Origin of the sequence: Ruminococcus sp. J1101004sp1_RTP21198st1_B9_RTP21198_201120, from assembly GCF_040924245.1 — a bacterium.
Lineage (GTDB): Bacteria > Bacillota > Clostridia > Lachnospirales > Lachnospiraceae > Blautia_A > Blautia_A faecis.
The window spans coordinates 21,984-46,355 of sequence record NZ_JBCOMI010000002.1; the positions used below are offsets into that span (position 1 = coordinate 21,984).

Sequence of the window (24,372 nt, forward strand, 5' to 3'; positions counted from 1 at the left end):
GGACAAAGATCTTCTCTTCTGTAAGTATTTTCCTATTGCAAAGTTGCCTCATTCTCAGTATTTCTCTGAACGTTTAATGCAATATAAGATAATCCAGACAATACTTAAAAATTCGTTTGTAAGTCTTGGTGGTGTAATGAAGTCCATCATCGTCTGGCAGGTCAACTCCAGTTCCACTAATATTGGTACCATATCCATTCTCCATCAGATAAGAATACGTATCAATATATTCGAAAGTGCTGCCAAGAGCACTACCCACAACAGAATTGAATTTGCGGATTACTTCTTCTTTTCGGATTGCATTCTTACCAAGATATTCGATTGTCTTACTGTTTACCGGATTCACCGACATAAAGAACAGCTTGCAGTTCTTTTTCTGTAAGCTCTCAGCAATCTCCTGATAATAAGAAATATAATCATACATATTTCCAGGATCGTTTACTCCCAGATTAAAAATAACCGCAGTCGGTTTCAGAACGGAATAATTCTCTTCTGCAATAGAAAGAATCGTATTCATTCCCTGAGACTTCAGCCATTCAAGACCTTTACCCTCTTCGTATACAAAATCAATATCACGCAGCAGATTCGACTCATAATACCCTGAATTTAAATTTTGCAGCGTTCTCTGCATACGATTGGTACGGGAGTCTCCTACAAAAATAATGTGATTGTACCCCCGGCTGCTGCCATTTCCAATCTTCCAGCTGCTTGCGGATTGCAGAAGCTCTGAAAGAGTCAGGTCTTCCTCAGCGGAACGGTTAAACACAACTGCATACAGCTTTATGTTGCTGTTTACTGTAATAGTATCACCAGCTTCATAACGCGGTGCTGTGCTTTTTCCTAACTGGATATCCCATCCCATAAAGGTGTATCCGGATGCATTTCTTACAGACGGCAATGTATAAGAACTTCCAGATGCTACATTCTCTGTCTTGTAAACGGTTCCATCATTCTTGCACAAAGCCACCGTAAATGTTGTATCAGACTCGTAAACAGCATATAATTTTATATTTTTTTTGATTCGAATCTTCTGTCCCTCTGTATACGCCGCTTGGGAAGCATTCTTTTTAGTACTCCATCCAACTGCCTTATAGCCGCTTTTTTGTGGAAGCTCTGGCAAGGTAAGATATCCGTTTTTTGTAACAGCTTTGTTTAGTTTCTTAAATACTGTACTGGTGCTTCCGGTATTATCATAGAAATAAACTTTATATATACCAACTTTTTTACGCACCGCGTACAGATTTATATTCTTTTTCAGACGTATTTTTTTCCCCGCGGCATATACCGCTTTGGTATCGTTTTTCTGAGTGGACCAGCCAAGATTTTTGTATCCGGTAATTGCAGGAACTGCCGGAAGCTTAATTTTTTTCCCGGCACTTACCTTTATACGCAGCTTGGAATAAGATGTTTTTCCACTTTGATTCCAGAATCTGACAACTACGTTCTTAGTGGCCGCCTGTACAGACTGAACACCACTAATCCCAATTTTTCCATCATTTCTAAATGAAACTCCGAACAAAATCAACATTGTGGCCAACAGAACCCGGAAAATCCTATTTTTTCTTTTTGTTTTATTTTTCATAGGCACTCCTCTGCTTTTTAATGTCTCTCCTGCTTTCATCATCTGCACAGAAAATAAATAGTTCTTATTTCATCTTCTGTGCTGTCTTCAGTATAATCAAACGGACACATTCTTTCAACCCCAAAAGATTGTCTTTATGATTTGGTTACAAATTTTCAATAAAACGCATAAATGCAGCTCTGCCCTCTCCTGTACATTTGTAAACACCAGCATCTTCCAGCACGTGAACAAACACATTTCCAACTTCTTTATGAAGAACCTCTTCAATATTGTCTTTATCAAGATGATCGTACTTCGGAAGGAATTCTTTTACCCACTGCGCATGTTTTTCAATCTTCTCATTAGAAGCAACATCCTTGCCATCCAGAATATATTCTTCCAAAAGCTCCAGTTCTTCTTTTAGTCGCGCAGGGAGAACTGCCAAGCCCATAACCTCGATCAGACCGATATTCTCCTTCTTAATATGATGGTACTGTGCATGCGGATGATATACGCCAAGAGGATTTTCTTCTGTGGTAATATTGTTTCGTAGAGTCAGATCCAACTCATACATATCACCTTTTTTACGTGCGATCGGAGTGATCGTATTATGAGGTTCACCATCCGTTTCTGCAAAAATGAATGCAGCCTCATCTGTATAGCCTCTCCAAACCTCCAGCACATGAGTTGCCAGATCAATCAGGCGCTTCTCATCTTTATGACGGATACGAAGTACAGACAGCGGCCATTTTACAATACCAGCCTCCACATCCTCATAGCCCGGAATAGTTACATATTTCTCAATTTCAGCCTTTGCCATAGCAAACGTATAATGGCCGCCCTGGAAATGATCGTGACTGAGAATAGAACCTCCCACAATCGGTAAGTCTGCATTTGACCCCAGAAAATAATGTGGAAACAGCTTCACGAAATCAAACAGCTTGATAAATGTGTTTCTCTCGATTTTCATAGGTGTGTGCTGGAAATTAAATACAATACAATGCTCATTATAATAAACATAAGGAGAGTACTGCATTCCCCACGGACTGTCATTGATTGTGATCGGAATGATTCTGTGATTCTCTCTTGCAGGATGATTTGCGCGGCCTGCATATCCCTCATTTTCCGGACAAAGCAGACATTTGGGATAGCTGCTTGATTTGATAAGCTTTGCCGCAGCAATAGCTTTCGGATCTTTCTCTGGCTTAGAAAGGTTGATTGTAATATCAATTGCTCCATAAGGAGAATCCACAGTCCATTTCTGGTCTTTCTTTACACGATAACGACGAATATAATCACTGTCCTGGCTTAATTTATAGAAATAATCTGTTGCTTCTTCCGGAGATTTCTCATATTTTTCCCAGAAAGACTTCTGTACCTGAGCCGGGCGGGGCATAAGACAGTTCATTAATCTTGTATCAAACAGATCTCTGTAAACCACACTGTCCTGAATCAGACCACGTTCTACAGCTTCGTCTAACAGTTCTTTCAGAACTTCTTCCAGATTAATATCAGAATATTCCTCTGCCGGTTCTGTGTATTCATCTTCTTTAAAAACATCAAGAAGAAGATTTGTTGTATAGTTTTTCTCACAGACAGGAGTCAGCCCTGTCTCAATTCCATACTGTACCAGTTTTTTAATACTTTCGCTTAGCATTTTTCTGTCCTTTCCTGTTGCTTTATTTTTAACAGTCTGTCCTCCACCACAGACAGACTGTTAACCACCACTTTGCTGCATCTTTCACATCCAGCATTTTTTGCATACATGTTCAATATCGGACTGTACCGGCTTTCCCAACAGCCACTTTAAAGCTTCAGTTTCTCAACATAACTTATAAAAATATTGCCGGCCTTTTCAAACAGCTCCGTACTGTCATTCATACCGTAAGGATAAGTTTCCCCTTTCTGCGGATCGTACAGATATGTGTTATATTCATCATATCCAATGATCACAACACTGGTATTATCCCCGGTCTTGGCAATTACCGGACGCTGGGCGCTGACCTCATATAAGACACTGTCTAATGTACAACCAGACAAATCAATGATAGTACCCTCATCCCCAAGAGCCTCCTGCAGTGCTGTAACATCCAGGGATGCACTCTTCATTGCTTCCGGCACATCCTCCAGATTAAGAGTCAGCTTTGTCTTCTTATTTCCACGCTCCCATACATACTGCTGAGCACGATTCAGCACAACACCAGTCTGATCATCTGCTCTTTGAAGCGCAAGTGCAGGATCTGTGAATGTACTGTCCAATCCTCCTTTTGCATAAACATAGTAAATATCTTCCTCAGGAATCTGCGTATCCAGAATAATACGGTCATCACCTATATTTTTCATTTTTGCATAAACAACTAACGGTTCCTGAATTTCAGGCGTTTCAGTGAGAGCCAGTCGTATCTGAGTTCCGGTTCTGGAATTTGTCACAAGTTCCACGGATACAGTATTGGTCGAGGCTTTGGAATTATTCAGAATATTATCCTTGCTTACTGCTTTGTATCCTTTTTTTGTCTTCTTGGACAACTGAAATTCCATCATAGTGTTTCCCATGGTAATATCAGTTACATACAATCCATCCTGATGATATTCTTTTTTCAAAGTTCCATCAAATCCTTCAATACGGACCGTATGAATCCCCGTAGTCTCATGACCATTATCGTCTGCGATCACATCTCCATCAACTACGATTCCATAAACAAGATCTTCATTCATAAATCCATTCAGCACTAAAGACTGTCCTGAAGATGGTGCAAGACTCCTGGTTTCTAATGTTTCAAAATCTATTTCTTTTATATTTCCGGCGCTTTCACCTTCCTGAATGATCCATGCAGCATGTGCACCTGTATCCGAAACAGCAAAGTCATCTATTTTAATTCCTTCCTCAAGAACCTCACTGGTACCATCTGAAATGTTTATCTTATAAAGCTTATTTGCAAATAAAAGATAAAGAGCATTTTCTGTACTGACATAGGATAATGTTCCAAGATCCTCTTTCAGGAATTCGTAGGATTCTGTAGACGGAATAAATACTTTTTCTTCCACCACATTCTGATCATTGCTGTAATGATATACACAAACACCACAGTATCCTTCCCGAACGCCTCTGTTCATATATCCATAAAGAACAAAGTCCACATCTCCGTTATCTTCCACACGGATGATCTTTATATTATGCTGGTATCTGGAATCCCTGAAATCTCCATCCGTTTCTTTGCGGAAACTGAAAATTCTGGAAAATTTTCCATCATCAGGAGAATAAGACCATAAATCCCCTTCCTGAACGAAAGCAAGAACTCCTGCGTTTTCATTCATCATATATTCCACATTTTTGTCTCTGACTCCAAGTAAAAGCCCCTTGTCGGAAATGCTGATGGAGCTTTCCTCAAACACCTGTGATGCACTTCGTTTAAAATCCAGAAGCATGATTCTTGTTTCAGTATAACGCATCCGGTAAAATTCTGTCACATCATAGATTTCCTGGTTGCCATCTTCATCCAGTGCCGCAATCTGATATTCAACAGAAAGACTGGCTGTGGTTTCATTAATATCCTTCACTACAGGAATTCCCTTTCTGTAAATCTGAGGGTTCAGATTGCCCCAGCTGATCTGGGCAAATGTAGAATTGATATTAATATCTGTATAGTTGGTAGATGTACTGGACGTGTCTGATTCCAGGTAAGCAGTCAGATCCTCGGCGGACGCTTTATCCAGACATTTTTCGTAAAAGCTCGCAGCAAACTTCACGTACTGGGCAGCATTCACATTGGATCTGGAAACTACTCTTGTATAGTAATAAGCTGTTCCCTTATTTGTCTCAAGAGATAATTGCAAAGAATACTCCTGATTCATCAGAAGATCACTACTCAGCTTAATTGTCGTTGTCAGATAGCTGTCCTGTTTATCCAGACTTTTAATCTTACGGTTTTCCAATACCTTACTGCCATCTGAAGTACGTATCTCATAGGAAAGGCTTTTCACCTTTGTATCATAGGCATTTATGACAAAGGACAGTTCCTTGGATGTATCAATAGGCGTCACACTATCCCTGGTAAAATCAGACTGCATAGGCTGTGCATAACCATACATCCTGTTTGCATAATTTCCATCAAAATCAACCATTACCTCCGGAAAAACCGGATCATTCATATCAGAGCGGTCATCCGTAGTCTCACTATTCAGCAGGAACGAACTTCCTGCCACGCCGAGAACAAAAACAAACAGGAGAATCACTGCTCTGCGTAAAAATTTAATCATTCTTTCTCCTCTTAACTCTCTGATTGTACCTCCCCTTCACGGTGCAGAAGTCTTTCCAGTGTAGGATTTATATGCAGTTCCTTCATAAGCTGCACTGTACTCTTCATATCTTTTGGTTTGCCTGTCTTTACAGCACGGATCAGCAAATTCTTGGGTGTATGCTCCATATCAATAAATTCCAGGATCTGAGTTTCGTATCCCATACTTTCCAGCAGATTGGCTCGAATTCCATCTGTCATCAAAGCAGCCATTCTCTCCTTAAGAATGCCATATTTCAGTACAGGCTCCAACACTTCATTTTTTATCTGTCTATTTACCTCATGCTGACAGCAGGGTACAGACAAAATAACTTTCGCTCCCCATTCCACAGCCTTCGCAAGAGCATAATCTGTAGCTGTGTCACAGGCATGCAAGGTTACTACCATATCAACAGAAGAAACACCTTCATAATCAGCAATATCTCCCTGATAAAAATGCAGTTTTTCATATCCATACTTTACTGCAAGATGATTACATTTTTCTATTACATCTGTTTTCAGATCCAGACCAATAATATTTACATCATAACCTTTCAGTTCTCTCAGATAATAATACATGGCAAATGTAAGGTAGGACTTTCCGCATCCAAAATCAAGAATGGTCACTTCCCGCTGTTGATCCAGTCTTGGAAGAATGTCCTGAATAAATTCCAGAAATCGGTTGATTTGTCGGAACTTATCGTATTTTTGGGTGATAATCCTGCCTTCCTTATTCATAACACCAAGATCAACAAGAAAGGGGACTGGAATATTTTCCTTAAGTATGTACTGCTTTACACGATTGTGGGCCAATATCTGCGTGCCCTTGCTGAAGGTCTTGTCCATCCCGAAAGCCAGACCTTTTCCTTTTTCGGGATGACGTCTGGTCTTTATGGTCATCTTTCCTTTTTTGCTTACCAGAATAGTTCCATCCAGCGCCATCCCACTTGCCTGAAGCTGAGAAAAATCATGCTGCAGCCCCGCTTTTAAATATGAGATCAGTTCCTCTCTGGAATAATTTTTATGGAGCACCTTCGTCCCTACAGTTTCAGAAGCCTGATAAACCACCTTTCCCCGAATTTCTACAGGGCGTATTTTTACTTTGGATGGTCCGTCCCCTCTGCTGCCGCTTAAGACAGCCTGACACAGCTGTTCATTTATCTGTTCCTCTAAATATTCATCTATTGTTTTCATTTTTATTATAATTATTTTCTTTTATATTCTGTAATCGTTACTGTTCACTCCGCTCACAGCAACCTCTAATTGTCATTTTGATGCGTCTTATCTGTAAAAATCTCTCCTGCATCTTCTTCGTCGGCATCTTCTTCGTGATATTTCATGAAAAAGAAGCACTTCTACCAGATCACCAAGAAGTCCATCAGACATTGCTTCCATACCAGCCTCTGATTTTACTTCATCCATGATCTTCCTTCCAAGGTGATACAACATAAACCTGTCAGGATATTCATCGTAAAGCCTGCTGCCTTCATAATCCTGAAGATCACATTCTTCTTCCACTTTTTCCTGTATTTTTCTGGCAGTGTCCGGATAGTAGGATTTCATCAGTAAAAATTCCTCTTCCTGTTCCTTTTCTCCCCGGTAGAGCAAGGGATTTGCATAGCTTGTGTAAAATGGATAAAAATCTTTATATATCATATCAGCAATTTCGATTCCTTTTCCATTTCACTCTCATTATATGCAAGCTTCCGTTTTTCGGTCAATTGCACCATTTTTCAAATACGCGCCAGCATATTTAAAGTAAGCCTCACACTATGGTCAACAGCTGCTTTCTCAAATTCGCTGTAATCCATCTGCGCACTTCCATCAGCCTTATCAGAAATAGCACGGACAACCAGAAACGGAATTTCATTTAAGTATGCTGCCTGTCCAATGGCTGCACCTTCCATTTCAGTCGCATATGCTGAAAACTCTGATACAATTCGATTCTTAACATCCTGATCGCAGACAAACTGGTCTCCAGAAGCAATTCTTCCTTCAAATACCTGAATATCCGGATTTACTTCCTTACATACTTCTGCAGCAAGTCTGCGGAGATTATCATCTGCATTAAAGAAAAATACAGGCATTTGCGGAATCTGTCCCTTGCGATATCCAAATCCGGTAGCATCCATATCATGCTGTACAACATCTGTGGAAAGAACAATATCACCAATATTAATATTTTTATTTAAGCTTCCTGCAATTCCTGTATTAATGATCGCATCTACTGAAAATACATCTGCCAGAATCTGAGCACAGATACCAGCATTTACCTTACCAATTCCGGAACGCACTACAACAACCTTTTTTCCAGCAAGTATTCCCTCATAAAAATCCATGGAAGCTTTTTTTATAATTCGTACATCTTCCATTTTTTCTTTTAAAATCGCAACTTCAACTTCCATTGCGCCAATAATACCAATTGTTTTCATTTAGCATTCTCCTCTGTTTTTGAAAGTTAACTGCTTCTTCATCTGACATTATACCAAAACTTCTTGCTATATCCAACTTAAATTTGGCATAGAAACTTATAATATCTTCTGCTATAATGAGAGAAGGTGCAAAGCTATTGCTGTTCATAACCTGACCAGCGTTCCTGAGCTCCTGATTTTACATAACGATTGGAGGAAAAAACAATGGAATATAAAACAAAAGGTGTTTGTTCTATGGCAATTCAATATGATATTGATGATGAACAGAAAGTTCACAATGTGAAATTTATTGGTGGATGTTCTGGAAATACACAAGGAGTTGCCAAACTTGTAGAAGGTATGCCGGCGAAAGAAGTAATTGCACGCCTGGAGGGAATCCAGTGTGGACGCAGACCTACTTCATGCCCAGATCAGCTTGCCACTGCTTTAAAAGAAGCGCTTTCATAATTACTTCCCCGGGATTTTTGTCCCGGGGATTTCTTTTCAGACTGTAACACTTACCCATCAGTTCTGTCCCATTTATCGCATAAAGATTGGACATCCCTTGAAAACTTCTCCAGATCTTTGTTTGCACAGCCCTCGTTTTTGCGTATGACGGAAAGCAGTCTGTATCCAAGCGCAAGCAGCTTTTCGTATACCTTTGCAGCCTTAGATGCTTTTTGTAACGCAACAGGCTTCTGTATCTTAACGCCCTCTGCCTCGTACAGAAATTCGCCTTCAGCCAGATCAAATTCTGTTCCACTGAATGGCGCATATGCATCATAGTTCATCTCATCACGCAGTCTTGCAGCAAACAGTTCTGTCACAGTATCCTCGCCATGAGTAACAAACACTTTCTGAGGCTTTACTTCAAATGCTTTTATCCAGTCAACCAGACCATTTACATCTGCATGGCCACTGATTCCCGGCATACGGCAGATTTTTGCTGCAACGTGCACCGGTTCACCAAAGAGTTTTATTTCCTGAGTTCCTTCCAAAAGGGCGCGTCCCGGAGTTCCAACAGCCTGATAGCCCACAAAAAGAATGGTGCTGTCCTCCCGCCACAGATTATGTTTCAGGTGATGTTTAATTCTTCCTGCATCACACATTCCACTGGCAGAAATAATCACCTTACAGTCATCATCGAAATTGATTGCTTTTGAGTCTTCACTTGTTACGGATATCTTCAAACCTGGAAAGCTAAGAGGATTGATTCCTTTTCGAATAAGTTCCAGAGCCTCGTCATCAAAACAATCATATTTATGAATACCGAAAATATTTGTTGCTTCATTTGCAAGAGGGCTATCTACAAACACTTTAAAATTATCATGCCCGTGAATAAGGCCTTCTGCTTTTATCTGTCTGATAAAATACAGCATCTCCTGCGTTCTTCCCACTGCAAAAGAGGGAATTACCACATTACCTCCCCGGTCAAAAGTCTCCTGAATGACATCTGCCAGAAGGCGCACATAATCTGGTCTCTCTCCGTGGCTCCGGTCTCCGTATGTGGATTCCATTACCACGTAGTCTGCTTTACTAAAATAGGCAGGGTCTTTTATAAGCGGCTGATTTTTGTTTCCTATATCTCCGGAAAATACAATAGTTTTTTCAACTCCAGCCTCACAGATATTCACCTCAATACTGCTTGATCCAAGAAGGTGACCTGCATCAATAAACTTTACTCTCAGCCCCTCGCCAAGAATTATTCCAGTCTCATATGGACAGCCTACAAAATTACGAATAACCCCTAATGCATCCTCCATGGTATAAGCTGGAACAAATTCAGGCTTCCCCTGACGTTTTGCCTTGCGGTTACGCCATTCTGCCTCAAACATCTGGATATGGGCACTGTCACGGAGCATAATATCGCAAAGATTACAGGTTGCCTCTGTGGCATATACAGGTCCTTTAAAGCCTTTTGCGTAAATAGCAGGAAGATTTCCGGAATGATCCATGTGTGCATGTGTTAAAAGCACAAAATCTAATTCTCCCGGAGGCACAGGAATATCTTTATTTTCATAATAATCAGGTCCCTGTTCCATTCCACAGTCTACAAGAAACTTTTTTCCTGCTGCTTCCAGGTAATAGCAGCTCCCGGTAACTTCATGTGTTGCTCCAATAAAAGTGATCTTCATACAGATTCCCCCTTTTACCCGAACTCTTACTTATATTACATATATTTTTCTGTTTTTATGGCATAACATCTTCACTATTTATAATATGCTGAACAGAGCTGACAAATTTCGCTGAATCAGCCTGGCTTGCCATACTTCCGGCAAGAATACCGATTGCAGCAAGAACTGCAATCCCTGCTGCCTTTCCATATTTATACCAGAGTTTATTTTCTTCTTTTTCAAACTGACACAGCTTATCAGAAAATCCTGCAATAAAATCAATTTCCTCAGCTGAACTTTCTGTTGATTGAGCATCTTTTAAATTTTCCTCTTTGGACGCCTCGTTCCGGAATCCTGGAAACTTCACTATTTCAGCAGTCTTTGTATCATTATTCATAGCTTTTGCAGAATTGGCCTCATTTATTTTATCTTCATCCAGTTTGCCTTCTGCTTTCATTTTCTTTAAAAACTGCTGATATGCCTCATCCAGTTCCTCATCCGAAATCTCAAAATCATTTACAGCATTTCCAAGAAGACTTTCTTCTATCATTTTTGCTTCTTTGATCATTTCAGCTTCTAACAGACTGTCGGTTTTCTCTCCTATCTTTTTTTTGTTCATTTTTTTCTCCCAGATTTTTTTCTTTTCTTGACAATTCCCTTTTAGGGGTTCATATTTATTAAATAGGTCGCTATTCACAAAGTGAACTGTAACTATTAAACACTTATTCAGGAGGATCCTATGAAGCATATTATCCTTACCGGCGGTGGTACTGCCGGACATGTTACCCCGAATATTGCTCTGATTCCCGCTTTACAGGAAAAAGGTTATAAAATTTCTTACATCGGCTCCTACAATGGTATTGAAAAACAGCTTATTGAGGAGCTTGGTATTCCTTACTATGGAATTGCTTCCGGTAAATTAAGACGATATTTTGATTTGAAAAACTTTTCAGATCCATTTCGCGTTATAAAAGGCTATTTTCAGGCTAAAAGTCTTATGAAAAAATTAAAGCCTGATGTAGTATTTTCCAAAGGTGGCTTCGTAACAGTACCAGTGGTAATTGCCGCAGGCAAACGCCACATTCCGGCAATCATTCATGAATCTGATATGACTCCGGGACTTGCTAATAAGCTTTGCCTTTCTTCCGCCACAAAAGTCTGCTGTAACTTTCCAGAAACTGTAAATAATCTTCCAAAAGATAAGGCAGTTCTTACAGGTACTCCTATTCGTCAGGAGCTTCTCCATGGTAATAAAGAACACGCCCGCGCATATTGTGGTTTTACTTCAGATAAACCAGTTCTTCTGGTAATTGGCGGCAGTCTGGGTGCTGCTTCTGTAAACGAAAATGTACGAAAAATTCTTCCTGAACTGCTGAAAGAATTCCAGGTTATTCATATTTGCGGCAAGGGAAAAACGGATGAAAGTATCCAGCTGACAGGTTATGTCCAATATGAATATGTTCAGGAACAACTTCCTGACATGTTTGCATTGGCAGATGTAGTAATCTCCCGTGCAGGAGCTAATGCTATCTGTGAACTTGCCGCACTTTCAAAGCCAAATCTCTTAATTCCATTGTCCGCAAAGGCAAGCCGCGGTGATCAGATTCTCAATGCCCGCTCCTTCGAGCGCCAAGGTTACAGTATGGTACTGGAGGAGGAAGAGATTACAGAAGCGTCTCTCTTAGAGGCAATCCGCAAACTCTATCAGGAACGTAATAAATATATTGCGGCTATGTCTGCAGGCAAAAACTTAAATTCTATTCAGCATATTGTGAATCTCATTGAAGAATGTATTCATTCCTGATTTTACACTGCATACCTCTGTTATTTAACAGAGGTATGCTTTTTAATTTTACTCTTTTTCCAGTCTTAAGATTTCTGCTAAAAGCCATTTTCTGGCTCTAAGTACTCTGTTATTTACATTATTTCTTGTATAGCCAAATTCGCGCGCTACTTCTTCAGTAGATACACCTTCCATTACAACTCGCATAAAAATCATATAGTTAATTAAATTTTTCCGGCACAGGCCTTCAAATGCCATTGATAAATATTTCTGTTTTTCCAGCCCCAGTAATGCCGCTTCTGCGCTTTCTGTAGTACGATACTGCAATTCAGCCACATCATTGTCAAACATTACTTCCCGCTTTACATATGATTTTCTCAGGTAGTCCCTTCCTTTATTGGTTGTTTTCCATACCACCAATGCGTGAAGCTTTTCTTCGCTGGAAGCATCCAGTCTCTCTTTTATTTCGTAAAAGTATGAAAATACCTCCTGTGTAACATCCTCGGCTGTAAAACGGCTTTGTACAATTCCATTTGCGATTTTAACAGAGACTTTATAATACCGTCTGTAAAATGTGTTAAATTCTTCGCTATTCATCTTGTGTACCCCGTTTTCTAGCAGCTTTTCAATTTCTCCAGGATTTCATTTTTCACCTCATCCGTTAAAGTTCCAGGTTTCCAGGTAATTCCCACCTGATCTCCTTCATATCTCGGAATCAGATGCATATGAAAATGAAAAACAGTCTGTCCTGCCGGTTCGCCATTATTTTGTACAATGTTAAAACCATCGCACTTTAACGCCTCGGTCATTTTTGTGGCCATTTTCTTTGCCAGAATCATTGCTTTCGCAGCCATATCATCTGATATCTCATAGATATTAGCCGCATGCGCTTTCGGCAAGATCAAGGCATGTCCTTTACTTGCAGGACCCAGATCCAGAATTACTCTGAAGTCTTCATCTTCATACAATGTTGCTGATGGAATCTCTCCGTTTGCAATTTTGCAAAAAATACAATCACTCATAGTCTTATCCTCCCAAATAGAATATATAAATTATACGTCTGATAATAGCGAAAATCACATTTTTTTCCAAAATTTTTTTAAAAAATTTTTTGAACAGTATTTTTTTATTTCTGTCGAATAATCTCGATTTTTTAAGTACGATTTTGTTTGTCATTTGTCCACTTCAATGATACACTTCACTTGAGGTGAGCTTATGAAAAATAATTTAATCTTAAACAAAAAACAGGATGAATTTCATCTGATACTATCACGATTTTCCCATGAGATACGCAATCCCATAGCACTTATTAACAGTGAGATTCAGATGATTGAAGACACACATCCTGAAGTTGTCTCATTTGATTACTGGAATGATATTACAGCTAATCTGGAGTATACCAAAGAATTGTTAAATAATCTTTCGGATTACAATAATGCCCATAAACTTGAACGGAAAAGAACTGCTTTTACTGCCTATCTTAAGGAAATTATTTCCAGTATCCAGCCCACTTACCAGTACCTGGGCATTACCTTAAAAACTGATATTTCGCCCTCACTGCCTGCCCTCTTTATTGATCCCGTTAAATTAAAGCAGGCTTTACTGAATCTGCTCAGAAATGCAGCAGAAGCAATTTCCAGTGCTGATGGAAAAGTAAAATTATGTGCTTTTTCCAGTGACCAAAGGGTACATATTGTCATAACTGACAATGGATGCGGCATACCGGAATCACAGCTGAATGAAATTTTCACTCCATTTGTAACATTCAAAGAGGGTGGAACCGGACTGGGGCTGGCAATCACCAGAGAGATCATCCAGGCTCACAGTGGAAACATTTATGCAGAAATTGAATCCGATGGAGAAACATCCTTCCACATTGTTCTGCCAGAAAAATTTCCCGGATGATAAAGAACTGCCGCCAAGATAAATCCACAAACCATGCCGCCAATATGGGCTGCATTATCTACACCAGTACTTGTAAAACCGAAATACAATGAGAATCCGGCCATGATCATCATCTGTCGTACGGAAATATCCTGAATTCTTCCATGATTTCGAATAACTACATAGAGCATTGCTCCCATTACTGCAAAAACGGCACCAGAGGCACCAGCTGACACTGCATAATCCGCTGATTTCATTTCCATAATAAAAGAAAAAATATTTCCACCAAGACCGCCAAGAAGGTAAATTAAAATAAATTTAATCTTCCCTACAACCGGTTCCAGGCGCTGTCCCAGTACAAAAAGGACAAGCATATTATTGGCAATATGATAAATTCCAAAATGCAGAAACATACAGGTAAATAACCTGTATATCTCTTCATTTTCAAGAATCAGCGGCGGATAGGCGGCTCCACATTCAATCATGTGAGCAGTATTTTCTGATCCGCCGGTAAAATCAACAACAAGAAATATCAATATATTCAGAAGTATAAAAAGAACCGTTATTGGTTCTTTTTTTATTTCTTCCACGCCATCACCTCGATATTTTCAGTCTACTTTCAAGACTGTTTTTGTTACTTTCTGATAATAGAATAAGTATAGCACAATTTCTCTGATACCTCAACAGATCAGACCCGGTAAATTTTTAAAATCTGTTATTTTATTTCAGAAACACATATCTGGCCTGCGCAAAGTCTATCTGATCCTGATCCTGAAGGCAATATTCCTCATCCCCTTTTAAAATTTTGCCATTTACAGATGTTCCATTGCGTGAATTCAAATCCGTAAGATAATATTCTCCCTCCCGTTTCCGTATCTTCGCGTGTATCCGGCTTACTGTAGGAAGTTCGATCACCGCATCCGCTGCATTCTCCATTTTTCCAATTACCGTAAGTTCATTCTGAAGATAAATCGTAGCAAGTTCACCAGGTTCACGGCTTACAAGAGTTGCCGGTCCAGTAACAATATTCGCAGATAACACCACTGTTTCGCCGCAATTTTTTTGTGATATTGATATTTTTTCTTTTTGGTGCAATACTTCTGCTGTATTTTGCATTGAAGTCGTGTTTCTTTCAATGCTATCTTTAAAGTTCACCTTATCTTTTCCTGAGTCTTCACTCACTTTTTTATTTTCTCTTTTATTCTGTATTTCCAGATGTCCCTTTTTCTCATGTCTGATGCAATTCTTATTCTTTATAACGGACACACCCCAGGTACACAACATTCCAATTACCATAATCCCAGCTGCCACTCCCAGAATAACCTGCATAGATACCCTCGGCAGATACCCCAGTGTTTCTGCGGCCACAACCACCAGTGCAAAAAATCCAGCTGCTACACACCAAATCAAAAATCCTTTAGACGTACCCCCAACATCTTTTTTCTTTTTTTCAGATAATTCTTCCTCCCAAAGCAACTCTTCCAGATGTTCTTCCTGAGGCTTTTCCTCTTTTGACTCCCCATAATTTTCAAACAGATCAATTTTCTCACTGCCATCTGAATTACACCTTTTCTCTGTTATGGTGCCTGATTCCTGCAAAATTGAGGAACCAACTGTTTTTTCTATTTCCTCTCTATCCTGATAAAGTTCCTTTTTTATATATTCCAAATGAAAACTGTCTTCCAAAGCTCTTCTGTATATTCCATACCCAAGCATTACAGCCTTTGAGTCTTCATGATCCAGAATCGGAAGAATATACTCTGTCAGTTCCTGAAATTTCTGTCTCACATCTTCATCATATCCAGGAAGATAACAAAAATAGATCTGTCTCTTTTCCACATCTACATACATATACTCCGGCTTCAATACTAACCTACATGGATTCAGCAAATATTCTGACATATCTTCCATCACCTGCACAAATCCACCCAGGATCATCTGAAGATCTTCGTAACCCATTTTCTTTTCTTCATAAAGAGAAAGCAAAGACTGTTTGGAGGTAATGTCATAACACACCATAAACTGTCCATCAACTCCCTGCACTCTGCATTTAAGAATAGATGGAATCGAATTGCCAACCAGCATTCTCATCTGATAAGAAGAAGTATCTGGTTCTTCATTTTCATACAGCACAAGATAATTTCCATTTATATCTCTTTTATATTCTGATTTCATTTTTTACCCCTTCAGCTTATTTGACACCTCAGAAAGTCCCTTTACTTTTCGGATCCAAGTTACCGGTTTTATTACTTTTACACTTCCCTTTACCTGCAAATGACTGTTAAATCCTCCATATACGGAAAACATATCAAGATCATACGTTACCTGCACTTTTTTTCCTTCGCTGACCTGAAGTTTCAGGTTTTTGCTTTCATAAAATCCGGTGTTCCCAAGTTCTTTTCCTTTTTTTAATGCTTTATCACGACTTTTCCCTTCTGGCCGTGCCGTTTCCATACTGCCGTCAAGAGCTGCTTCGTAAGCCGCGGCTGTGAGCCAGACCTTATTATGTACGTAAAAAAACAAATACAAAGTTATCATCACAACCAGCAAAAGCAACGGCATTAAAAGCGCTGCTTCTATTGTCATGCTTCCCTTTTTCATTCTCTTTTTCAATAAATCAAACCTCCAATATAGCCCAACATAAGGAATGGAACGAAAGGCATCTCAGTCTTTTTCCCTTTGCCTGATAGAAATAACACCACAATCCCCCAAAAACAGCAGCAAAAAAGTCCCAATAAAAATGCTGACAAAAGTTCCTCAAAAGACAGTACTGTTCCAAGCGACAGAAATAAAAGACCATCTCCCATCCCAACAGCGCCTTTCGAGATAATACTGAGCCCGATCACAGCGGCTCCCATACAGACATTCCATACCAGATCCATACTCACATTTCCAAGAAAGCAGACTCTTACCATTCCCACAATTCCAAATACACCAATTGACAAAAGTGAAACTTCTCTTGTACGTATATCTTTCCAACTGTTAATTCCAAGAAATGCAAGAATGCAAATTCGTTCCATTATTTTATTCCCCTTCCAGTTCTTCTTATTAACCACATCGTTTACATGCATGCAGATTACCAGCTTCCGACTCTTTTACCAGACGTACGGACCTTTTTAAGCCGCTGCAATTTTTGTCATTATGATAACGATTTCCAGATTTTGTGATATAAACTGTACTTTCTGGGGCTTGCCCTCTACTGCAGCTTTCACATGCATGATATTTCTCTCCATTTTCATTTCGTCTGGAAGAAACATTTCCACCCGACACTTTAGTAACCGACAAATTAAGGTGACTGCAATTCAGCTTTTTGTGATACACCGAACCTGAAACCGTTACATACACCATATTTTCCGGTTTTTTATTCTCTTCACTATTCCCATTTCCTCTGTCCGCGCCAGTCCAGGCATGAACCCTCACCTTGTTATACTGCCATTTAGCCGGAAGCGGTATCAATCCGCCAATTGGCTTGTATTTGTAAACATCAGGAAGCGTAATTTCTTCTACTCCGTCGCCTCCCACCACATACGCATACATTCCGGCTTCCTTTGCACTCTGGCACAGTTTGCTCAAGTGTTCCGTCTGAATTCTGTATACATCCATAAAATGTATCATTGTTACCATTCCAAAGAAAAAGAGTGGAAGGGCAAAGGCCGCTTCTATCGTGAGACTGGCTTTTTTTACCTGCTCTTTTATTTCTTTCCCAAAGGCGCACAAAGACACTTTTCCGAAAAGACTTCTGGCAGAAAACGGGGACTTTCTGACAGATCGGATTCCCAGAGAACTCTTCCTTCTTGTTCTGCTCCTTAGAGCCTGTATATCTTTTCTCTTTTTTCTTTTAATCAATTTTCCATCTCCTTTCCGGGAAAGCATCCTTCTGCGCCTTTCTTATATAGTAATATGGCAAAAGACAATCTATTTTCCAGCTAAATATAGTGATATTCCCGCGTTACGGTAAACACTTTTCTTTTATTTGCCTTTACATCCACAGAAGCCTCCAGTGCAGTAATGCAATGATCCAGACAAAATTCATTCCAGTCTTCCATCTCCCGAAACGAACTTTCAATCATATCCATACCCCCTTTAACTTTTTGTGCCTTTAAAGTTGTCAATAAAAATATCTGCAAATAATCCTCATAGGACAACCCGTTTACATCGTTTTGCCGGTCCGTATCCAGCTTATCTACCAATGCCGGCAGCCCCTGCAACGACAGTTGCCAGTTAGATGCATTCTTAGTTAAAGGTACTTTTCCGCCGGCAAATAGCTCTCTTACATCCAGAATGCTTTCAGCAAAAGCCCAGCATAGGATCAGCGCACCTTCAATCACCACAACTGCCGGTGGAATAAGAAATGCGGCTGCAATTGCCGCTGCCATGGCATGAATCTGCCCCATCATAAGCGCATCTGAAACCAGATATGCAACATTAAGTCCTTCCCGAACCATCAAAAGTTTTTTCGCTACATCTTTCAAATTTGCCGCATCACTGTTTTTCTTTCCAATAATGTACTCAATCTGATAGCTCAAGCCGCTCTTTCCTGGTTCTATATAGTTTCCCAGTTTTTCCATGAGATATTGCTGATACAAAACCTGGGAGAGCATACTTCCATCTGCTTTTACGGAATCCTCCATTGCCAATCCTGTTTCAAGTTTTCTTCCTGAAACCAATTCTTTAGTTTTTACCTTTTTGTCAGAAACTTCTTTTCCAAAAGGAAGGACCAGATCCAGAAGTCCCATTTTTCGTACTTTTCGAATTGTTGGAATAGGATTTTCAACTTTTGCAGGAGGCTTCTTTTCTGTCACAGACGGAAGCATTTTCCCATCTGTAAACCCATCTTGCCCATTCTGCTGTTCCTGTTTCTTTTTTTCTTCCAGCAAAGCCTGACTTTTTTGTTGTGCAGAGTCCATTTCACTTTCATAATTTTCAATGGTTCCTTTACTTTCTATCTCATTTCCTTGTCGCTCCGCTTCAATTGTCTTTTTCTGCATATTTTGAATTTTGTTTAAAAGGAGCTTTGCCCCATGGCTTCCAAGAGTTTCTTTCATGTATTGGACTGCCTGCTGATAAAAGACTTCACCTTCTGAATCTGTCATCAGAAGATAACCGGAAATGCCACCCTGCTGTACTGACAATTTCTGACTATTTTGCTTCATCACAGGCTTCATATAAGATTCCAGATTATCATATATAGAGGCCAGATTCATTTCCTTTCCCCCACAGGCTCCGTCAACAGCGAACAAGTCAAAATCCTTTAAAAAGGACTTGTTATATTGTCCAAATAAAGAATACAGTCCAATATCCATCCCATTCAAAATCTGAGTTCTGGCCGCAGCCATTCTTGCTGACTCGAGTCCTGAGCTCAGCAGGGACAGAATAAGTCCAAGGGTTAAGGCCAGAAAAACAGTAATACTTCCTCTTTTTACCATGGCGCACCTCTCCTTTTCAAATCATTTTGTTAGTTGGAAATCATTTAAATAGAATTACTTTGCTTTGTGATCTTTGACAGAATATTCTTCACAAGACTGGTCAACTGGTCTTTAAAAATCATGACCAGTGCAATAAGAACTACAAGGATCAGAATAATTTCCACAACGCCTACAGCATCTTCTTCCCACAAAAACTCTCTCATCAGTCTGCGCAGTTCACTCATATTTCTCACCTCCCTCAGCCTGAAAAATTTCCTTTGGCACTTTTCTTTTTAAATATGAAAATCAGCCTCCGGATTGGATTTATCCATAAAAGGACAGACAGGCCGGCAGCATAACAATAGCCATTACAACGCCAAGCATCAGTATCATTGGAAATAACAATTTGGTAGTTGCCGCTTCTCCTTGAACTTTTGCTTTTCTTTTCCTGTCATCCCAGGCTTCCACAGATTCTTTTTCCAGCATTTCTCCCATATGGCGGCTGCCTTTCTGAAGATTCTGGATCAATAATGTTGCAAATGTTTTATACTTTACATGTCCGCACCTTTCACCAAAGCGGCGATAGGCTTCCATTTCTGAAATTCCACTCTCCATTTCATGGCAGGCAGTAACAAGCTCTTCATACGCAATGCGTTTTTCATTTTTGTTTTTATAATCCGAAGCCATCTTCCTAAACGTATTTCGAACAGTCATTCCAGCCTGCACCAACAAGGTGAACTTCATGATCAGTCCCGGATAGTCCATCATCAATTCTTCATATCTTTTCGTTCTGGCTTTCTGCTCTTCTCGCGCAATTATAACAATCATGACAAATGCTGCTGCAAGAAAAATTGCTGCCAACATATTTCCGGTAGTATCATAAGGTGTTTTCCACTCCAGTTTTCTTCCTTCCCAGTCAGATGGAAGATAGTAATACTCAGCGTCTTCCAGTTCGCTGTTATAATTTGCTACAAATTCCAGAAGCTTCTGTTCTTCAGCTTCCTCTTTCGTCAGCACTTCCTGCTGCCCGGTATCTTCCTTTTCCAGTTCTTTTTCCGGGATCTGTACATAGACACTGCCTGTTTCTTCTCCTTCCACGGATACCATAAATTTTTCTTCATAAGCGTTTTCCTCCTTTTTCAACTCATAACCATCTTCAAATACCTGTCCGCCACCTTTTGTCCAAGTCAGCAATCCTCCTGTTATATTTCCTGCCAGAGCAACCACAAGAAACATCTTTCTGCCTTTTGCCGTACCAATGTTTTCTACATGGATCCAGCCTAAAGTACTGCATACGGTCAAAAGCAATAATATAACAAAAATGACAATATGGAGCCACATCCACTACACCTCGATTTCCACAATTCTTTTTCCCATCCAGTAAGCAGCTCCATATACTGCAAGGCAGACTGTCATCGCACAGATTCCAAACGGATTTCCATAGAGAATATCCAGAAACCCCGGTGATGCCAGCTGCAGATAAAGAATAATTCCTGCCGGCATAAGGCTCATAATCATCTGTTCCGACTTCTTCGCAGCCAGAGTCGCTTCAATTTCTTTTTTTACATCAATCTTATCGCCCAGCATTCGAGCCACTTTCTGAATTACATTTCCAAGATCGCCACCGCTTCTTTTTGCTGTATACAAAACTGAAGCAAAATTTTCAATATCCTCAACCTTACAGCGCTGTCCAAGATCCAGAAATAATTCCTCTACCGGCACACTCACCCTTTGTTGTGTCTCTATATAACGAAATTCAGCTACAATATCTTCATTCTTCGGATATAGCTGTTCTAAATCACGCACACAGGCAGAAACTGCATTTTCCACAGAATATCCAGCCTGTACCGCCACACTCATAGAATTCAATGCATCCCGAAACTGATAATTAAGGCGCCGTTTTCTTTCTCTGATCATCTGTTTCTTCTTCCACCTCAGAAAGAACACAGAAACCGGAACCACAAGCAACATTACCCAAGGTGTTTGATAGAATAAATAATCTACAGCACCACACAATGCTGCACTTTCTCCTATATATTTCAAAATTTCTTTCTGAGAATATCTGTATTTTCCATAATCAACTTTCTGCCTGATCATAATTTTACCCCCGCCCGTTCCAGTTTTTCTCTGTGCAGGAGGGGCTCCACAGGCACCAGACCACACCCATCCTGCCATTGATACAATGGTTGTATCCTGATTTCACCATCCGCATACGCACATACTTCTGAAACTTCCAGAAGTTTTCTTGATTTGTCGCGCATACGTCCCAGATGCACCAGAATATCTACGCCAGAGGCGATCTGCCTTCTTACCGCCTGAAGCGGCAGATCCAGTTCCGCCATCAATGTCATTATTTCCAGTCTGGCCAGCATATCACGGCAACTGTTTGCATGAGCTGTTCCAAGACTGCCTTCATGCCCGGTGTTCAGTGCCTGAAGCATATCCATAGCTTCCCCGCCCCGTACTTCTCCTACGATTATTCGATCCGGTCTCATACGAAGTGCAGACTTAATAAGATCTCTTATACTTACTCCCGGTGCTCCGTTTATGGTCGCTGCCCGGGCTTCAAGGCGCACCAGATTTGCAATTCCCTGAAGCTTCAGTTCTGCATTATCCTCAATAGTGATAATCCGTTCATCTTTTGGTATGTACTCTGACAAAGCTCCCAGAAATGTGGTCTTCCCACTTCCCGTTCCTCCTCCAATTACAATCGAATACCGGGCCCTTACCAGTTTTTCCAAAAAGGACGCGCACTCTGGGGTTATACTTCCCAGTTCAATCAGCTTTTCCATGGTAATAGGAGTATCTGGAAAACGCCTTATTGTCAGAATTGGACCATTTAATGCTATCGGAGCCACAACCACATTGACTCTGGCGCCATTTTCCAGTCTGGCATCTACTATAGGAGATGATTCATTCACAATGCGATTGCATTTTCCCACTATCTGTTGTATCACATCCTCCAGCTTTTCCTGATCTGTAAAAGACTTCGGCCACCTTGTCAGTTTTCCTTTTCGTTCTACGAAAATAGAATCCGGACCATTCACCATAATCTCAGTTACAGTTTCATCTTCGATCAATTCCTGTAATACATCAAGCTTCCTGACGGAATAAAACAGTTCCTGGCGAAGCTGCACTTTTTCTTTCAGGCTCACTCCTGATTCCCGCAGAGTATTTACGATCAGCTCATCAATCGTTTCCAGAATTTCCTGGTCTGTAAGTTCCCGGTAAACATCCAGCTTCTCCATGAGCATTTGTCTCAGTTTGCGAAAGATTTCCTGACTCATTCCTTTTCCTTTCTCAGAATTTCCCTGACATAATCTCCAAGTTCACTCCACAACAGCCCTTCAATATAATTCTCCGGTGCCACGTTTCCTCCATGAAAAGGTGGGCGTACCTTTACAGTTCTGGTAAGAATCTGCGGATAATCCCAGATTCTTACCAGGTTTTCGAATTGGGCAATCTTGGATATGGATACCGGATCAGACAGCACTGGCATATAAATTCTCCGGCACATATCCAGAACTTGAAAAGTCCCATCCACTGCCCCTCCAATATCCAGAATCACAAATTCATAATTACTGTGAAGCACAATCTCCTGTATCAGTTTTTCCCAGTCTTCCCATGCAGTTCCTCGTATATCCTCTGGCGTACGTACAGGCGGAATGAAATCCAGATTGTTTATTGTCTGTACCATACTGTTCATCTTATAAATCAGATTTCCATTTTCCTGCCGTACAAAATAAAGAAGATCACTTAAATTCTGTGCGAACCCTTTTCCCAACATTTCTTCAAAACCGGAGTATTCCTCCAGATTCAGATAAAGAACGGCTCTTTCTTTTGCCAGAATCTGTCCTAATGTAAGTGCAAACGATGTTTTCAGGCAACGCCCCAAAGGAGAATATACTGCATAAATTTCCGTGGTCTTTTTCAGTACAGGAAAAACAGCCGGGGCTACTGCTTTCTCGGCTCCGTAACACGCCATCACTTCCCGCACAACATCTGAAGAGGCCTGATATTTATACACACTTGGATAACGGTCCAGATCCGGTGGGTGCACGCCTTCCGAAAGTATAACAATTTTACCAATTTCCAATTCCTGTACCTGACGGCACATAGCCTTCTGGGAAATCAGCAGCAACTCTATGTGATTCATTTTCCCATAGGCGATCAGACTCTCTACGTTGGTAAATGCCTGAATCTCAAATGGGATATTTTTCTTATGATTAAGATAATCCATAAAATTCAAGGCATAATCCACCTCAAGATCACAGACAGCAAAAATATTCTTCTTCAATAGACACCTCCCGCATAAAGCAATGCACTTAAAAATATAGGAACTGTGAAATGAAAGTTTTCCAACGGCATACCGCTTTTGTAATAGGGTTCTCTTTTTCCTGTTTTGAAATAAGCACTGATGTAATGTAATAAGTAAAGAATTCGCTGGCAGACAATGCCGCTTGAAATCATAAGAGCAGCTGATATGACAGCTCCAATCAGAAAGGAATAGGAAATGCAATTGAGAATTTTCGTCGGTCCGATCATGCTTCCAATAACACTCAAAAGCTTGATGTCTCCGGCTCCCAGCATTCTGAATATGAATAAAATTCCCAGAATCAGTATCGGTACCAGCAGACCGCATATCCAGGTTCCAAGACTGCTAACATCCATTTTCCATATTCGCGTAAACAAACTGACCAGTACACAAAAAAGCAGCCAGCCATTGTCTACCTTCGCTCTCTGAATATCCATCAGAGCGGCACAGCCTGCCGCTATCGCAGGAAATATTCTGTAAAAAAGCATAGACGTACCATCCCTTCTTTTACATAGTGTTCACTAATAACAGGAGGCTATCTTGAAGTATTTTAGAGCCTGTTTGAGAAAGGCTTTCTGTATTTTATCTTTCGTAGAATAGGGAATAGTCAATCTGAAAAGATGAC

The 24,372-nt window shown here is 40.3% G+C and carries 25 protein-coding genes; 3 read left to right on the forward strand and 22 right to left on the reverse strand.

All coding sequences use genetic code 11. The annotated features are described in order from the left end of the window. Positions 1-73 precede the first annotated feature (73 nt). The 6 genes from AB5618_RS01260 to AB5618_RS01285 all read right to left on the reverse strand — a co-directional run bounded on the left by AB5618_RS01260 (position 74) and on the right by AB5618_RS01285 (position 8,267). On the reverse strand, positions 74-1,582 hold the full coding sequence (locus tag AB5618_RS01260; RefSeq protein WP_178090628.1) for an InlB B-repeat-containing protein: 1,509 nt from the start codon (positions 1,580-1,582) through the stop codon (positions 74-76). Positions 1,583-1,727: 145 nt separating this feature from the next. Beyond that, entirely contained in the window at positions 1,728-3,218 is a 1,491-nt protein-coding gene (gene galT / locus AB5618_RS01265; protein WP_148462209.1) for a UDP-glucose--hexose-1-phosphate uridylyltransferase, read from the reverse strand. Positions 3,219-3,367: 149 nt separating this feature from the next. Continuing rightward, a complete protein-coding gene (locus AB5618_RS01270) occupies positions 3,368-5,818 on the reverse strand; it encodes a hypothetical protein (protein WP_148462208.1) in 2,451 nt (816 codons plus the stop codon). An 11-nt stretch (positions 5,819-5,829) separates the two neighbouring features. After that, a complete protein-coding gene (locus AB5618_RS01275) occupies positions 5,830-7,029 on the reverse strand; it encodes a methyltransferase (RefSeq protein ID WP_148462207.1) in 1,200 nt (399 codons plus the stop codon). A gap of 87 nt (positions 7,030-7,116) precedes the next feature. Beyond that, positions 7,117-7,491, reverse strand: a complete 375-nt coding sequence (locus tag AB5618_RS01280; RefSeq protein WP_148462206.1) for a hypothetical protein — start codon at positions 7,489-7,491, stop codon at positions 7,117-7,119. A gap of 77 nt (positions 7,492-7,568) precedes the next feature. Beyond that, a complete protein-coding gene (locus AB5618_RS01285) occupies positions 7,569-8,267 on the reverse strand; it encodes a 5'-methylthioadenosine/adenosylhomocysteine nucleosidase (protein ID WP_118577995.1) in 699 nt (232 codons plus the stop codon). Positions 8,268-8,471: 204 nt separating this feature from the next. On the opposite strand from AB5618_RS01285, the gene AB5618_RS01290 reads away from it, so the two are divergent. Next, positions 8,472-8,714, forward strand: a complete 243-nt coding sequence (locus AB5618_RS01290) for a TIGR03905 family TSCPD domain-containing protein (RefSeq protein ID WP_148462205.1) — start codon at positions 8,472-8,474, stop codon at positions 8,712-8,714. Between the two features lie 50 nt (positions 8,715-8,764). Here AB5618_RS01290 and AB5618_RS01295 read toward each other — a convergent pair whose 3' ends face one another. Continuing rightward, positions 8,765-10,381: an MBL fold metallo-hydrolase RNA specificity domain-containing protein gene (locus tag AB5618_RS01295; RefSeq protein ID WP_148462204.1), complete on the reverse strand. Its 1,617-nt coding sequence runs from the start codon at positions 10,379-10,381 to the stop codon at positions 8,765-8,767. A 55-nt stretch (positions 10,382-10,436) separates the two neighbouring features. Next, positions 10,437-10,979, reverse strand: a complete 543-nt coding sequence (locus tag AB5618_RS01300; protein ID WP_148462203.1) for a hypothetical protein — start codon at positions 10,977-10,979, stop codon at positions 10,437-10,439. A 120-nt stretch (positions 10,980-11,099) separates the two neighbouring features. Here AB5618_RS01300 and AB5618_RS01305 point away from each other — a divergent pair, with 120 nt between their 5' ends. Continuing rightward, positions 11,100-12,164 (forward strand): undecaprenyldiphospho-muramoylpentapeptide beta-N-acetylglucosaminyltransferase, encoded by a 1,065-nt coding sequence (locus tag AB5618_RS01305; RefSeq protein ID WP_148462202.1) that lies wholly within the window; start codon positions 11,100-11,102, stop codon positions 12,162-12,164. Positions 12,165-12,212: 48 nt separating this feature from the next. Here AB5618_RS01305 and AB5618_RS01310 read toward each other — a convergent pair whose 3' ends face one another. After that, on the reverse strand, positions 12,213-12,740 hold the full coding sequence (locus AB5618_RS01310) for an RNA polymerase sigma factor (RefSeq protein WP_173715846.1): 528 nt from the start codon (positions 12,738-12,740) through the stop codon (positions 12,213-12,215). A 17-nt stretch (positions 12,741-12,757) separates the two neighbouring features. Then, the gene (locus AB5618_RS01315) at positions 12,758-13,165 is read right to left on the reverse strand and encodes an HIT family protein (protein WP_118578001.1); all 408 of its coding nucleotides are present in this window, start codon (positions 13,163-13,165) and stop codon (positions 12,758-12,760) included. 193 nt (positions 13,166-13,358) lie between these two features. On the opposite strand from AB5618_RS01315, the gene AB5618_RS01320 reads away from it, so the two are divergent. Next, a complete protein-coding gene (locus AB5618_RS01320) occupies positions 13,359-14,048 on the forward strand; it encodes a HAMP domain-containing sensor histidine kinase (protein WP_148462200.1) in 690 nt (229 codons plus the stop codon). Here AB5618_RS01320 and AB5618_RS01325 read toward each other — a convergent pair. The 12 genes from AB5618_RS01325 to AB5618_RS01380 all read right to left on the reverse strand — a co-directional run bounded on the left by AB5618_RS01325 (position 13,979) and on the right by AB5618_RS01380 (position 24,235). Next, on the reverse strand, positions 13,979-14,617 hold the full coding sequence (locus tag AB5618_RS01325; RefSeq protein ID WP_319017797.1) for a rhomboid family intramembrane serine protease: 639 nt from the start codon (positions 14,615-14,617) through the stop codon (positions 13,979-13,981). The two genes, AB5618_RS01320 and AB5618_RS01325, sit on opposite strands and share 70 nt — an antisense overlap. A gap of 130 nt (positions 14,618-14,747) precedes the next feature. Further along, a complete protein-coding gene (locus AB5618_RS01330; protein ID WP_148462199.1) occupies positions 14,748-16,202 on the reverse strand; it encodes a DUF6382 domain-containing protein in 1,455 nt (484 codons plus the stop codon). Positions 16,203-16,205: 3 nt separating this feature from the next. Continuing rightward, positions 16,206-16,640: a TadE/TadG family type IV pilus assembly protein gene (locus AB5618_RS01335; RefSeq protein ID WP_226840946.1), complete on the reverse strand. Its 435-nt coding sequence runs from the start codon at positions 16,638-16,640 to the stop codon at positions 16,206-16,208. Beyond that, positions 16,637-17,047, reverse strand: a complete 411-nt coding sequence (locus AB5618_RS01340; protein ID WP_173715845.1) for a prepilin peptidase — start codon at positions 17,045-17,047, stop codon at positions 16,637-16,639. Before AB5618_RS01340 ends, AB5618_RS01335 begins: the two co-directional genes overlap by 4 nt. A 28-nt stretch (positions 17,048-17,075) precedes the next feature. Then, on the reverse strand, positions 17,076-17,873 hold the full coding sequence (locus AB5618_RS01345) for a hypothetical protein (protein ID WP_148462197.1): 798 nt from the start codon (positions 17,871-17,873) through the stop codon (positions 17,076-17,078). 80 nt (positions 17,874-17,953) lie between these two features. After that, a complete protein-coding gene (locus tag AB5618_RS01350; protein ID WP_148462196.1) occupies positions 17,954-19,453 on the reverse strand; it encodes a DUF5702 domain-containing protein in 1,500 nt (499 codons plus the stop codon). 44 nt (positions 19,454-19,497) lie between these two features. Beyond that, complete coding sequence (locus tag AB5618_RS01355; protein ID WP_118578007.1) at positions 19,498-19,677, reverse strand: Flp1 family type IVb pilin; 180 nt, start codon at positions 19,675-19,677, stop codon at positions 19,498-19,500. A gap of 79 nt (positions 19,678-19,756) precedes the next feature. Continuing rightward, complete coding sequence (locus AB5618_RS01360) at positions 19,757-20,773, reverse strand: type II secretion system F family protein (RefSeq protein WP_148462195.1); 1,017 nt, start codon at positions 20,771-20,773, stop codon at positions 19,757-19,759. Positions 20,774-20,776: 3 nt separating this feature from the next. Beyond that, the gene (locus tag AB5618_RS01365; protein ID WP_148462194.1) at positions 20,777-21,529 is read right to left on the reverse strand and encodes a type II secretion system F family protein; all 753 of its coding nucleotides are present in this window, start codon (positions 21,527-21,529) and stop codon (positions 20,777-20,779) included. Further along, on the reverse strand, positions 21,526-22,719 hold the full coding sequence (locus tag AB5618_RS01370) for a CpaF family protein (protein ID WP_148462193.1): 1,194 nt from the start codon (positions 22,717-22,719) through the stop codon (positions 21,526-21,528). The genes AB5618_RS01365 and AB5618_RS01370 overlap by 4 nt, the downstream gene beginning before the upstream one ends. Beyond that, positions 22,716-23,729, reverse strand: coding sequence for a hypothetical protein (locus tag AB5618_RS01375; RefSeq protein WP_148462192.1), 1,014 nt, complete (start codon positions 23,727-23,729; stop codon positions 22,716-22,718). Before AB5618_RS01375 ends, AB5618_RS01370 begins: the two co-directional genes overlap by 4 nt. Further along, positions 23,726-24,235, reverse strand: coding sequence for a prepilin peptidase (locus AB5618_RS01380; protein WP_148462191.1), 510 nt, complete (start codon positions 24,233-24,235; stop codon positions 23,726-23,728). Before AB5618_RS01380 ends, AB5618_RS01375 begins: the two co-directional genes overlap by 4 nt. Positions 24,236-24,372 lie beyond the last annotated feature (137 nt).

Coding starts and splice junctions, on each gene's coding strand:
- AB5618_RS01320 (WP_148462200.1), top strand. CDS start 13,359: ATGAAAAATAATTTAATCTTAAACAAAAAACAGGATGAATTTCATCTG.
- AB5618_RS01270 (WP_148462208.1), bottom strand. CDS start 5,818: ATGATTAAATTTTTACGCAGAGCAGTGATTCTCCTGTTTGTTTTTGTT.
- AB5618_RS01350 (WP_148462196.1), bottom strand. CDS start 19,453: ATGGTAAAAAGAGGAAGTATTACTGTTTTTCTGGCCTTAACCCTTGGA.
- AB5618_RS01355 (WP_118578007.1), bottom strand. CDS start 19,677: ATGAGTGAACTGCGCAGACTGATGAGAGAGTTTTTGTGGGAAGAAGAT.
- AB5618_RS01300 (WP_148462203.1), bottom strand. CDS start 10,979: ATGAACAAAAAAAAGATAGGAGAGAAAACCGACAGTCTGTTAGAAGCT.
- AB5618_RS01365 (WP_148462194.1), bottom strand. CDS start 21,529: ATGATCAGGCAGAAAGTTGATTATGGAAAATACAGATATTCTCAGAAA.
- AB5618_RS01340 (WP_173715845.1), bottom strand. CDS start 17,047: ATGGAACGAATTTGCATTCTTGCATTTCTTGGAATTAACAGTTGGAAA.
- AB5618_RS01260 (WP_178090628.1), bottom strand. CDS start 1,582: ATGAAAAATAAAACAAAAAGAAAAAATAGGATTTTCCGGGTTCTGTTG.
- AB5618_RS01295 (WP_148462204.1), bottom strand. CDS start 10,381: ATGAAGATCACTTTTATTGGAGCAACACATGAAGTTACCGGGAGCTGC.
- AB5618_RS01315 (WP_118578001.1), bottom strand. CDS start 13,165: ATGAGTGATTGTATTTTTTGCAAAATTGCAAACGGAGAGATTCCATCA.
- AB5618_RS01305 (WP_148462202.1), top strand. CDS start 11,100: ATGAAGCATATTATCCTTACCGGCGGTGGTACTGCCGGACATGTTACC.
- AB5618_RS01370 (WP_148462193.1), bottom strand. CDS start 22,719: ATGAGTCAGGAAATCTTTCGCAAACTGAGACAAATGCTCATGGAGAAG.
- AB5618_RS01330 (WP_148462199.1), bottom strand. CDS start 16,202: ATGAAATCAGAATATAAAAGAGATATAAATGGAAATTATCTTGTGCTG.
- AB5618_RS01360 (WP_148462195.1), bottom strand. CDS start 20,773: ATGTGGCTCCATATTGTCATTTTTGTTATATTATTGCTTTTGACCGTA.
- AB5618_RS01290 (WP_148462205.1), top strand. CDS start 8,472: ATGGAATATAAAACAAAAGGTGTTTGTTCTATGGCAATTCAATATGAT.
- AB5618_RS01310 (WP_173715846.1), bottom strand. CDS start 12,740: ATGAATAGCGAAGAATTTAACACATTTTACAGACGGTATTATAAAGTC.
- AB5618_RS01275 (WP_148462207.1), bottom strand. CDS start 7,029: ATGAAAACAATAGATGAATATTTAGAGGAACAGATAAATGAACAGCTG.
- AB5618_RS01380 (WP_148462191.1), bottom strand. CDS start 24,235: ATGCTTTTTTACAGAATATTTCCTGCGATAGCGGCAGGCTGTGCCGCT.
- AB5618_RS01285 (WP_118577995.1), bottom strand. CDS start 8,267: ATGAAAACAATTGGTATTATTGGCGCAATGGAAGTTGAAGTTGCGATT.
- galT (WP_148462209.1), bottom strand. CDS start 3,218: ATGCTAAGCGAAAGTATTAAAAAACTGGTACAGTATGGAATTGAGACA.
- AB5618_RS01280 (WP_148462206.1), bottom strand. CDS start 7,491: ATGATATATAAAGATTTTTATCCATTTTACACAAGCTATGCAAATCCC.